The 11,489-nt window shown below is 63.3% G+C and carries 9 protein-coding genes; 6 read left to right on the top strand and 3 right to left on the bottom strand.

Translation table 11 applies throughout. From position 1 onward, the window contains the following. Together KBC96_14915 and KBC96_14910 are read left to right on the top strand one after the other, a co-directional pair. The coding region (locus KBC96_14915) for a hypothetical protein (GenBank protein MBP6965685.1) at positions 1-969 on the top strand (969 nt) is incomplete at its 5' end. Position 970: 1 nt separating this feature from the next. Beyond that, positions 971-1,873 carry a hypothetical protein gene (locus tag KBC96_14910; GenBank protein ID MBP6965684.1) on the top strand — a complete coding sequence of 301 codons (903 nt, stop codon included), beginning with the start codon at positions 971-973 and terminating at the stop codon, positions 1,871-1,873. A gap of 92 nt (positions 1,874-1,965) precedes the next feature. Here KBC96_14910 and KBC96_14905 read toward each other — a convergent pair whose 3' ends face one another. Together KBC96_14905 and KBC96_14900 are read right to left on the bottom strand one after the other, a co-directional pair. Further along, entirely contained in the window at positions 1,966-2,793 is an 828-nt protein-coding gene (locus KBC96_14905; GenBank protein ID MBP6965683.1) for a DUF1559 domain-containing protein, read from the bottom strand. Positions 2,794-3,114: 321 nt separating this feature from the next. Continuing rightward, the gene (locus tag KBC96_14900) at positions 3,115-4,128 is read right to left on the bottom strand and encodes an LCP family protein (GenBank protein MBP6965682.1); all 1,014 of its coding nucleotides are present in this window, start codon (positions 4,126-4,128) and stop codon (positions 3,115-3,117) included. A gap of 243 nt (positions 4,129-4,371) precedes the next feature. On the opposite strand from KBC96_14900, the gene KBC96_14895 reads away from it, so the two are divergent. Further along, entirely contained in the window at positions 4,372-5,268 is an 897-nt protein-coding gene (locus KBC96_14895) for an 8-oxoguanine DNA glycosylase (GenBank protein MBP6965681.1), read from the top strand. 132 nt (positions 5,269-5,400) lie between these two features. Continuing rightward, positions 5,401-8,712, top strand: coding sequence for a hypothetical protein (locus tag KBC96_14890; GenBank protein MBP6965680.1), 3,312 nt, complete (start codon positions 5,401-5,403; stop codon positions 8,710-8,712). On the opposite strand, the gene KBC96_14885 is transcribed toward KBC96_14890, so the two are convergent. Beyond that, positions 8,706-9,359, bottom strand: a complete 654-nt coding sequence (locus tag KBC96_14885; protein MBP6965679.1) for a hypothetical protein — start codon at positions 9,357-9,359, stop codon at positions 8,706-8,708. The genes KBC96_14890 and KBC96_14885 overlap by 7 nt on opposite strands. A 279-nt stretch (positions 9,360-9,638) precedes the next feature. Between KBC96_14885 and KBC96_14880 the strand changes: the two genes are divergently transcribed. Continuing rightward, positions 9,639-10,043, top strand: coding sequence for an ATP-binding protein (locus KBC96_14880; protein MBP6965678.1), 405 nt, complete (start codon positions 9,639-9,641; stop codon positions 10,041-10,043). Positions 10,044-10,098: 55 nt separating this feature from the next. After that, the gene (locus KBC96_14875) at positions 10,099-11,286 is read left to right on the top strand and encodes a Glu/Leu/Phe/Val dehydrogenase (GenBank protein ID MBP6965677.1); all 1,188 of its coding nucleotides are present in this window, start codon (positions 10,099-10,101) and stop codon (positions 11,284-11,286) included. Positions 11,287-11,489: the final 203 nt, after the last annotated feature.

The following is an 11,489-nucleotide window of genomic DNA, read 5'->3' as shown; positions in this document are numbered from 1 at the left end:
AGGGCCGGGATAGTCGGCAACCCCACGGACATGTACGGCGGCAGCGTGGTCTCCTGCTCGATCGCCGAGCGCGCCTACTGCAGGCTCGGGACCGCCGAAGAGATGGTCTTCCGCATAGACTCCGACATCCTGCGCGTCACCGGCAGGGATCAGCTGGCGCTCGACGGCGGGCGTTTCGACCTCATGAAGGCGGGAGTAACCGCGCTCGACATAGACCCGGCCTCGGCCGAGCCGTTCAGCCTCGAGATATGGACCGAGATCCCGGAGCAGGCCGGGCTCGCGGGCTCGACGGCGCTCTTGGCGGCGATCATGGGATGCCTGTTCGAGCACTACGAGATGCGCCTCAGCCCTTACCTGATCGCCGAGAAGGTGCGTCGGACGGAGTGGGACGTGATGCACATCACCTGCGGCTACCAGGACCACTACATGACGGTCTTCGGCGGGCTGAACTTCATGGACTTCCGCGGCAAGGAGATGATGCGGATGGACGACGACGAGCCCTTCGCCACCATTGAGCCGCTTGGAAGATACCGAGACCAACTGCCCATGCTCCTCGCCCACACCGGGGTCAAGAGGTTTTCCGGCGGCGTCCACAAGAACATCCGGGAGAGGTGGCTGGAGGGCGACCGCGAGGTCATCGAGGCCTACGAGCGGGCCGCTCACCTCGGCAGGCTCGGCAAGAAGGCGCTCCTCGCGGGCGACTGGGAACTGCTGGCCAAGCTGATGAACGAGAACCACGCGATCCAGCGAGACCTGGGCGGCTCCGGCGACGCGAACGAGCACCTCATCAAGGCGGCGCTGGAGAGCGGCGCGCTCGGGGCGAAACTGGCGGGCGCGGGCCGGGGCGGCACGATCATCGCATTGGGCATGGACCTCCAGCGACTGGAAGCGGGGCTCTCCGACGCAGGCGCGGAGAAGATACTCAGATTGAAACCGTCGGACGGGCTCACCGTCGAGAGGATGTGCTGAAGTGATAGTCAGAAGCCGTGCTCCCGTGAGAATAGACTTCGCAGGGGGCTGGACCGACGTGGATATGTTCGCGAAGGGCGCCGGCGGCGCGGTGATTAACGCAACCATTGACAAGTACGTGACCGGCAAGATGGAGATCTTCGACAGCGCGCCCAGGCAAGACGACGCGGAATCCGAGGGGATAACGGTCTCGTACAGGTCGGACCTGCCATCCGGGTGCGGGCTCGGCACGTCATCCTCGCTCAACGTCGTCTGGCTCAGCCTCATCAAGTCGCAGATATCGTCGGCCGACGACCGTAAGGTGATTGCGAACCTGGCCTACGACCTGGAGGCGATCCTCGGCATTCTGGGCGGCAAGCAGGATCAGTACGCGAGCGCGCTCGGCGGGTTCAACTTCATGACCTTCGGCGACAGGGTCGAGGTCGAGCCGGTCAACGTCTCCCCGGACACCGTGGACGAACTCGAGAAGCGGCTGGTCCTCGCCTACACGGGAAAGCCGAGGCTTTCCGGCAACATCCACGAGCATGTCTGGGGCGCCTATCGAGCCGGCGTGCCCGAGACCGTGAATGCGCTCTACAACCTGAGAAACGTCGCCATCAGGATGAAGACGGTGCTCGAAGCGGGCGATCTCCTCGAGTTTGCGGAACTGCTGAACCAGAACTGGAGGCACCAGAAGCAGCTTGACGCGTCCATAACCAACGATCAGATCGAGGAGATGTTCGACGAGGCGTTCAAGAACGGCGCGTCCGGCGGAAAGGCGTGCGGCGCGGGCGGCGGGGGGTGCGTGCTGTTCCTGGCGGAACCCGGGCGCCGGGGAGACGTCGAGCAGGTGGTCGAGAGGCTTGGGAGCCGCGTCATACCGTTCAAGTTCGAGTTCGAGGGGCTTCAGGTGGTGCAGGACTGACGGCGTCGGCGTTTGGGGCTTTGAGATCGAATAGAAAGAGGACCGGCGGATTCCGCCGGTCCTCTCTGTGATTCAGGAGTCAGTCGGGGATACTAGTCTATCCCCCAGCCCTTCCAGCCTTCTCTGGCCCAGAAGGTGCCGTTGATGTTCGTCTGCACCCAGTTCGGGTCCTGCGGGTTCGGCACGTCGAAGTTCTTCGCATGCCCGTCGGCGTAGAGCACGTTGATGCTCTCCGTGTGAGCGAACTGAACTTCGCCGGCGGCGCCGGAACCGGACACGCCGTCCCAGAGGAGAGGAGCGTCGGAGACTCTCTCAGCCTCAGCCACGCTCTGCCCGGCGACCTTCTTGCGGACGTTGCCGTTCTTCACGACCGCGTTGAAGAAGTAGGTGGTCGCGAGGTCGGTGTTGTTGGCCGTGCTGGGAATAGTCGTCGGCCTCACGTCGCCGGTGTCATTGCCGGTCCAGACGTTCTCGGCCCACCGGATCGTGGTGCCGGCAGCGTTCCAGTCGCCGTTGATGGTGATGCTGGGGCATACGAAGATTCCCTGGCTCTTGACGTACTGGAGTACCAGGTGCTGGAGCCAGAGGGCGTCGGAGTTGACGTTCGAGTAGCACTTGCGGGTGTTGTTCCCGAACCATGTCTGTCCGTCGCTGGCAAGTTCCGCCTTGAACGCGGTGTTGTTGTCCAGGACCGGTCCAAAGCCGGATACGAGCGGGAACTTGTCGTCCCAGTCACTCGTGTAGTTGTGGATTGCAAGGCCGATCTGCTTGAGGTTGTTCAAGCAGGAGCTTCTCTGTGCTGCCTGTCTCGCTCTTGCGAATACCGGGAAAAGAATCGCTGCTAGGATGGCTATGATTGCAATGACGACGAGCAGCTCGATCAGAGTGAAGCCCTTCCTATTCTGCTTCACGCGTAGCATTTTGACACCTCCAAGAATGAATAATGATGAAAACGATGATGCAGAAGGTGATTCATCTGCGCTGACACGATATTCTATACGCAATCCCCTCCTCTTCTGCGCGAGATTGTCCTCCCCTCGCCGGCCGGCCCATAGGCCGACTCACCTCTGCGAGGTGGACTTGCGCGTGCTGTCAAGGCAAACTACCGGGCGTCGCGCCGTACGGGTGATGACTGAAGTGGTATCCGGTACCGGTCGCGGGCAAGCACTTCGCCTACCTACTAGCAATTCTAACACCCTTCCGAGAACGTGTCAACACATTTTTTCGCCGGCGCGCCGAGTTCACATCGGACGGCGCTCGGCCCCGACCGGGTTATTGCCGTCCTGCGGGAACATCCCGCGTATCAACTCCTGCGCGGCGTCCATGTCCGCCCTCACGAAGGCGCCTCCGCCGTCGAGCGCCGGCAGCGTCTCGGTGCGTATCGAGGCCTGCGGGACGGACCGGATGAACTGCGCCAGGCACGCGATTTGATTGGTCTTGAGATTCGTCTTGGTGTCCGATCTTATTCTGTCCAGGATCCTCGGGGACCTGAACATGACCTTGGGATCGGACAGGCGGGCCTTGGCCGCCCGGAAGAACTCCTGCTGGCGTTCGATCCGAACGAAATCCGAGTCGCCCCTGCCGTCGTTCGACTGCCGGTACCGCACGAATCCGATGGCCTGGTCGCCGTTCAGCAGCTGCTTCCCCGGTTTCAGGTGGATGTGCAGATCGCCCCAGTTGTCGTCGTAGTCGAGCTGCTTGTCCACATTGATCTCGAGCCCGCCGGCCATGTCTATCGCCTTCTTGAACCCGTCGAACCCGACCAGCACGTAGTAGTCCGGCTGGACGCCCAGGAAGCTGAAAACCGTCCGGCAGGACAGTTCGGGGCCGCCGTATGCATTGGCGTAGCTGATTCGGCGCTTGCCCTTGTAGCCCGGTACGCGGACCAGCGTGTCCCTCGGCAGGGAAAGCAGGTTCGCGCACCGATTGCGGAAGTCCACCCGGGCCAGGATCATCGTGTCGGTCCTGCCGGGGGTCTCAACCACCCGCCCCCTGGGGTCGCGGTCCACGTCGTGGCCCATGATGAGGATATTCACCCCATCCTGCCCGGGGAACGCTTCCTCCGGCTTGTCTATGCCTGCGAGCATGAGGCTCACGGCGTCGCACACGGTGGGAGACGACTTGCAGAGGTAGTATGCCGCGCCCGACGCGAGAACCAGCAGCATCACGACCGCGGAGAGCAGGCGCTTGCGGTTGACTCGCGTCTTCCGACGGGAAGAGCTTCCGTTCTGAGGCGTGCTGACCGGAGAGTCCAACGATTGACCTTTCTCTGCGATCGTTCCTCGGTGAGGCGACTATCGGATTATATACGGCGCCCGAAGTCCAGTCAAGCAAACGTCTGTTCTATTTGCTTTTCAAGGTGCGCGCTCTGGGTGCTCTACTGATGTTATCGGCTGTTCTTCAACAAATCCTCAGGGTCGGCGGCGGGCTCAGTCCGCAGGAACGAGACGCCGCGGCGCCGAACATCTAGTTCTGGCCGAACGGAGGACAACCGGGAAGTGGAATCGCCCGCCGAGCCGACATACGCAAGGATGAGAGTCGCGCCGGAAGAACTCGATCTGGCTCATACGCTCACCCCGGGCCAGTCGTTCCGCTGGCGGAGCGACGATCTCGGGCGGTGGACGGGAGTCGTCGGGCGGAAGGTCGTCCGGATATGGCGCGAGGGACCGGACCTACTCTTCGAGATGTTTCCCGGCCCGCCTGACGAGCGGGTCATACGGGACTATTTCCGGCTCGAGGTCAGCCTGGCGGACGTGCTTGCCGGCTTCCCGGACGACGAACACCTGAGCCGGGCAGCGTCGCGGTTTCCAGGGCTGAGGGTGCTTCGTCAGGATCCGGAGGAGACTCTTCTCTCGTACGCCTGCAGCCCGGCGAACTCGGTGCGGCGCATCGTTACTTCCATCGAGGAGATGTGCAGGCGGCACGGCGACCTGATCTCAGTCCTCGACGGCCGCGAGTGGTACTCGTTCCCGACGGCGGAGCGCCTGCTCTGCGCCGGGCCGGGCGACCTCGCGGGGCCCTGCGGCCTCTGTTTCCGGGGTCGGAAGCTCTGCTCGGCGGCGGGTCGCATCGTCGAGCGCCCGAAGGGGTGGGCCGCGTCGCTCCGATCGGCGTCATACGACGACGCGCGCGCCGAGCTGATCCGGATCGAGGGCATCGGCCCGAAGATCGCCGACTGCGCGCTGCTGTTCTCGCTCGACAAAGACGAGGCCTGCCCGGCCGATACGCACATCCGGCAGGTCGCGGCGAGGCACTACGGCCTCGATCTCCCTCAGAAATCGTTCACCCCGAGGGTCTACCAGCAGATAGTGGACTTCTTCCAGTCGAGGTTCGGCGCCTACGCAGGCTGGGCCCAGGAATACCTATTTTACGACGACCTGCTCGGGAGAAGATGAAGCGTTCGCACCTCCATCGCCGGCGCTGCCTCGCCGCGCACAGGCAACTTTGCCGGTTTTCGTCACAATTCGTTGACGTGGGGAACAAACTCGGGTAGAATGAACTCACAAACTCGGATTATTCTGCGGTCCATGCGAAAACATACCTGCCGGTCACTGCTGATCACCGCCACGATGCTGCTCACGATGAGCGCCGTCCGCGCATCGGTGTTCCATGTCGCCTCCGATGCATCCGGCGCGAACACCGGCGCATCCTGGGCCGATGCGTTCACGACCATCCAGCAGGGGATTGACGCAGCCCACTCCGCAGGCGGCGGCGAGGTCTGGATCAAGCGCGGCGTTTACAGCGCCGCCGCCCACAGTCCGTTCACCGACAGCTTCGAGGCCCTCGATTCCGACTCCGTGGACGTAATCGGCGAGGAACGCGACCTTTGGTACACATCCGCGGGACAGAAGAAGTTCGCGCACATCACGATTATCTACCTGAAGGGCCCTGTCACCGGGGTGATCCCTGCCGCCGTCGCGGGCACGACGACCGATCAGGACCCGTTCGCCACGAGGCTCTCCGCCTTGAAGGGCAGTGGCGATGACTACCTTCTCGTCGCCAATCACCCCAGCTACATCTCAGGCTCCGGTGACACCCGCATAGACCCGCAGGAACTCCTGAACGGCGCCAATGCGCGCGCCTACGATGCGATGGAACTCAAGAACGCCGAAGACATCGCCAAGTGGGACTACGTGCTGGCGAATCTGGACGATCAGGCGGGCGACTGCACCAAGATGGTCTGGGGCATCCGAGCGGATGATATGCACCAGTTGGACGGAGTGGACTACCGGGTCTACGGGGCGATGATGGGCTGTATGCCGACCTCAGACGAGAACCCGGTTTACGCGGACCGGCGGCTCGCTTTGAAGGACATGATACGGCGGGGAAGCTTCGTGTGTCTGCCCGCCCTTTCGAGATGCGGGATGCCTGCGTACACCCTGGACGGCTCCGGAGGCTCCACGAGCAGGATTCGAGTAAGCGTCTACGTGCACGCGAACGGGACCGCAACCGGTGGGCTGCTCCGATTCTACGGCTGCAACTCGGCAACGGGTGATGCGCCGGGCACACTGCTCTTCAGCGCGCCGCTCGCCCTCGACGCGAACAACACTGTTGACTACTACCTTACCGCCACGGGACTCGCCGGAGGACAACCGCTGACTGCGGAGCAGAAGGCGAGGATCAAGTACATCCGGCCCGTGGTCACCTGGACCAACCCCCAGATCTGGCGAAATGCGTACCTTCAGCCGGTCCGCATCAAGAGTAACGGCGACTGGTGGAACGGGCCTGCGGTCACCCTCGCAGGGTCGCATGCCGCAATCGGCCCGTCGCCCTACCCCTCCGGCGGCGCGGACACCGGCAAGACGACCTACTTCAACACTCACACGCACACCACCGCTTCCGACGGCGACTCGTCTCCGGCGGCAATGCGCGCGCGATACTATGAGAACTACGGCGAACTCGACCCCGAAGGGTCCCGGTTCACGGTGGTCACCGATCACAACCGGCGCACACCCTTCGACATCCTGACGCCCAGTGTTGTCGAATTGAAGGAAGGCGTGTCGCTCTACGGGGGATTCGCGGGGACGGAGACGATCCTCGACCAGCGCGATCCGGTCGCCAACCCGACGATCATAGACCCCGACCGCAAAGCACGCTGCGTGCTGGCGAGCGGCATCGGGTGGACCGACCATTCGGCGGCGTTGATAGACGGGTTGGTGCTTCGGAACGGCAGGGCGCTGGACGCGCAGGGCGGCGGAATCTACGCAGTGGACTGCTCGCCGACGATACGCGATTGCGTCATCAGCGGCAATAAGGCCGCATATGGCGGTGGAGCCTCCTTCTACGCCAACGCGAACGCGATCGTCGTGAACTGCAAGTTCTCGGACAACATCGCAGACGGCAAGTTCTACGGAGGAGGCGCGGTCTACGTGCGCGACTCTGCTCCGAGCCTCACGGATTGCAGGCTGATCGGCAACGTGGCCGAGTCGGGAGGGGCGATATACTCCGCCGCATCACGCCTGACCGTGAACAGCTCAGTGTTCGAGAACAGCGCGTCCAAGGTCGGCGGGGCCATCCACATGACCTCCACCAGCGGGACGTTCCGAACGTGCGGGTTCCGCCTCAACGCCAGTGCGACTAACGGTGGGGCGATCTACAACAGCGGCGAGATGCTGGTACTGGAGGATTGCGAGTTCACCTCGAATGAAGCAGACCGGAGCGCGGGAATGGGCGGAGCGGTGTACCAACTAGGCAGCCACATCGGCCTTGACCGATGCGTCCTGACGGGTAACGTGGCGGCCGAGGGAGGCGCGGTCTACTGCGGTTCGGGCAACACCTACATCGCGGCTTCGGTCTTCGCGGCGAACCGGGCTGCGGGGACGACCGGCCGAGGAGGAGGCGTGCTTGCGGAGAACGAGAACGGCATGCTGGCCCACAACACCATGACCGAGAATGTCGCCGCAAAGGGCGGAGCGTTCTTCTGCCTCAACTCGCCGTTTACGGTGGCCAACAACATAGTGGCCTTCAACACGCGCGGAATAAGCGTCTCGGGCGCGAAGCCCTCGCTCTTCAACAACGACGTGTACTCGAACTCGATTAACTACGAAGGGATTACCCCGGGCGCCTCCGACATCTCCGCCAACCCGACGTTCGTGGATGCGGCCGGAGGAAATTACCGTCTTGCGGCGGGTTCGCCGTGCATGGAGGCGGGCACGCACGCGCTGGTCGGCCTTCCGGTGTACGACTTCGACGGCCGAATCCGGCCTTCCGGGCGGTTCGTGGATATAGGCGCCTTTGAGTTTCCCTGGCCGAACACGTGCCCGAAGCCTCTCGCCGACGGCTCGATCGTTGAGATGGAGAAGATCACCGTCACGGCGGCGTGGCCCGATTTCTTCTATGTGGAAACGGATACCCGCAGCTACGGGATACGTGTCGAGAAGACCGCGCACGGTCTCTCCGAAGGAATGCTGACCGACCTTGGCGGAACCATGAGGACCAACACGGACGGAGAGAGGTACATCGAAGCGGCGACCGCGGCTCACACCGGATCCGGGGCTGTTGATCCCATCGGACTCACCGTAGCCCACATCGGCGGCGGGCCCAGCCTAGGGCAGCGCGGAGTCGTCGGCGGGGCGGGCGTCAACAACATCGGCCTGCTGGTCAGCACCTGGGGACGGGTCACTACGAAAGGCGACGGCTTCCTGTGCCTGGACGACGGGTCCGGCATACGGAACGAGTACCAGAGCGAAGGAGTCCGGATCGTGTGCAATCCGACGGATTACGAGATCGGCGATCGGATCGCCGTCGTAGGTATCTCATCGTGCTTCGCGAGACCGGACGGCAAACTGGGGAAGCGGATTCTCACCCGCGGGCCGGCCGACCTGCGTCGCATTCAGTGAGAGGGTAGGCGTCGCGCGACCATCGAGGCCAGTGCCAGCACGCCGAAACCGAGGCCGAGAAACGCGCTCGGCTCAGGGATGACCGTTCCGGCGAGGCCGACGCCGACACCGGGAATGTCATGCCACGACGCGCCAAGGCTTCGGACCCTGTACTCCTCCCAGCGGTCGAGGCCGTCCAGCGTCCCCGAGTAGGGCACGACGGCGCCGACGTGGACGGTGAAGAGCATGCCCGAATCCTGCGGGCCGGACGTGTTGACGTACTTCCCATCCGGGTCAGGACGATAGGTGAACGTCAGGCTCTGTCCGGGGCCGATCGCGTACGGGCTGTAATATTTCCCTGACTCCGCCGCCAACTTCATCCGCCTCCCGTCCCAATCCCAGCCTTCGGGCGCAGTCCAGGATAGCGGCTCACGCACCCGACAGGGCGTCACACTCCAGACTAAGATGTCATAGTCGTCATAGACGTCCATGCCGCGGCCGCTCTCGTTCGCCAGCGTCCAGACGAACGTGTCGCCCTCCAGGGACCAACTCACGGACGTCAGCCCGGTGTAGATTGCGGAGTCCCAACTCTCAGCGGCCGCCGGGCAGATCGCCGTCGCCGCCAGGGCTCCGCACAGGATCGCCATTCTCAGAATCGGCCCCTTCATGCAGTCTCCTCCTCGCCCGAACTTCGGGCCGCCTAATGACTATCTCGGCAGACGGCGGCGGCATCCTCAGGGGGCATGGCTTCTCAGGCTCCACCGAAAAAAGAAACCCCGATCCGTCGCGGACCGGGGCAATTCCGGAAAGGAGAATAAGATGTTGCTTTCACCAGAGATTATCGGCAGGGAATTCCGGATTCCTTAGAGGATTTCCCCGCAATCCTGCGAAAGAGAAAGAAAGCCCGATCGAAATCGGTTCAGGGCTGAAGCTCCTGTGGAGACTCGATGGACCCCGGTACCGGCCCGAAAATCGAGATCAAGGTCCCGTTGAACCCGGCCGAGTGTTCCCGGGTTCGCAGGGTCGTTGCCTGTCTCGCATCGGCCGCGCTCGACGATCCGATTGCCATCGGGGATGTCGAACTGGCGGTCGGCGAGGCATTCAGCAACGCGGTGAAGTACGGTCAGCAGGGCAGCGCGACCGTGTACATTGACCTCACGACCCCGAAGGTCATGAAGCTCGAAATGGTCTACCAGGGAGCGGGTTTCGACACTACGGTCAAGTATCCGAGGGATGTGGAGAAGGCGAGCGGCGGATTCGGGCGGTTCATCATGGACCGAGTGCTCGACATGATGGACTATACGTTTGAGGAGGGCCGCACGATCCTGCGCATGAGCAAGACCCGACCGTAGTCGAAGCGCCGTCAATGGCGACGGCACAATACAACTCATCAGAGGAGATGAAAGAATGAGCGTTGTAGACCTCGATCTCGTGTCGAAGTACATCGAGATCAGCCCCGAAGCACGGCTACTCCTCTGCAAGAGCAACCAGGAAGCCTACGCGAACCTCAACCTCAAGTGGGGCGGCGGACTGATTTCGGCTGATGCGTTCGTCGTCCTCCACTGCGCCGTCCGCGGCCCGGCGAAGGGCGGAATCCGCATGTCGGATGATGTCAGCCTGGACGAGACCCGCAGGCTCGCCGAGCTGATGACCTACAAGTGCGCGCTCGCCAAGATCCCGTTCGGCGGCGGCAAGTCCGGCATCTGCATCAACCCCAAGAAACTCGGCCCGGAGGCCAGGCGCGCGCTGATCTCGGAATACGTGCACGTCTTCGGCCCCTATATCAACTCAGGGGCATACGTCCCCGCGCCGGACATGGGCACGAACGCCGCCGACATGGCGACGATCTACGGCTGCACCCACATCCCGGAGTGCGTCACCGGCAAGCCGCCGCGCATCGGCGGGCTCCCGGGTCGCGAAGAGGCGACCGGCTACGGAGCGGCGAGCACGGCGCGGATGGCCGCCGAGCGGATACTGGGGAAGAGCGTCGAAGACCTCACAGTCGCGGTGCAGGGATTCGGCAACGTCGGAAGCTGGACCGCCAGGTTCCTCGCCGAGTGGGGCGCGAGGGTGGTCGCGGTCTCCGATGTCGGGAGCGCGGTCTATGTGGAGGGGGGACTGGAGATCAAGGACATGAAGGTCGTGACGCCGCTGTGCGGCGGGTCTCTCCCAACCATGAACAGGGACGAGCTTCTCCTGCTCCCGGTGGACATCCTGATCCCTGCTGCGAAGGGCGGAGTGATCACGGCGGACGTCGCGTCGAGGCTTCAGGCGAAGCTCGTGATCGAGGCGGCGAACGACCCGACGACCCCCGAGGGCGACGCGATCCTCCAGCAGCGCGGGATCAGCGCCGTGCCCGACATCCTGGCGAACGCGGGCGGCGTGATCGCATCGTACATCGAGTGGCGGCAGGCGAAATCCGGCAGTCTGACGGACAAAGAGGAGACCTACGCCGTCATTGATAAGCAGATATCCCGCGCGTTCGACGAGGTGTCGGCGCTGGTCGAGGACCGGGGCGTGAGCCACCGCCTGGCCGCGCAGATACTCGCGGTGGACGAGGTCGTCCAGTCAATGGACGACCGCGGGTGGATCTAGGGAAGCATGGGAGATGGTTGATGGGGAATGGGTTCTCATCAACCATTCCACCTTGGTACGCCGGTATGTGACGGTTGTGTAGATTTGTCAATCATGTGTTACACCACGTCCTGATAATGGCGGAGGATCTGGGATGCGGATCGCCAACCGTGGGCAAGGAGCGGCCTGCGGTTGGATCCCCTCAGGTATCGGTTGAACTGGTT

The organism is Armatimonadota bacterium, assembly GCA_017993055.1.
Classification (GTDB): domain Bacteria; phylum Armatimonadota; class UBA5829; order DTJY01; family DTJY01; genus JAGONM01.
The sequence above is the reverse complement of the archived record's forward strand: the minus strand, read 5'-3'. Positions and strand labels throughout refer to the sequence as shown.

Coding starts and splice junctions, on each gene's coding strand:
- KBC96_14905 (MBP6965683.1), bottom strand. CDS start 2,793: ATGCTACGCGTGAAGCAGAATAGGAAGGGCTTCACTCTGATCGAGCTG.
- KBC96_14890 (MBP6965680.1), top strand. CDS start 5,401: ATGCGAAAACATACCTGCCGGTCACTGCTGATCACCGCCACGATGCTG.
- KBC96_14885 (MBP6965679.1), bottom strand. CDS start 9,359: ATGAAGGGGCCGATTCTGAGAATGGCGATCCTGTGCGGAGCCCTGGCG.
- KBC96_14880 (MBP6965678.1), top strand. CDS start 9,639: ATGGACCCCGGTACCGGCCCGAAAATCGAGATCAAGGTCCCGTTGAAC.
- KBC96_14875 (MBP6965677.1), top strand. CDS start 10,099: ATGAGCGTTGTAGACCTCGATCTCGTGTCGAAGTACATCGAGATCAGC.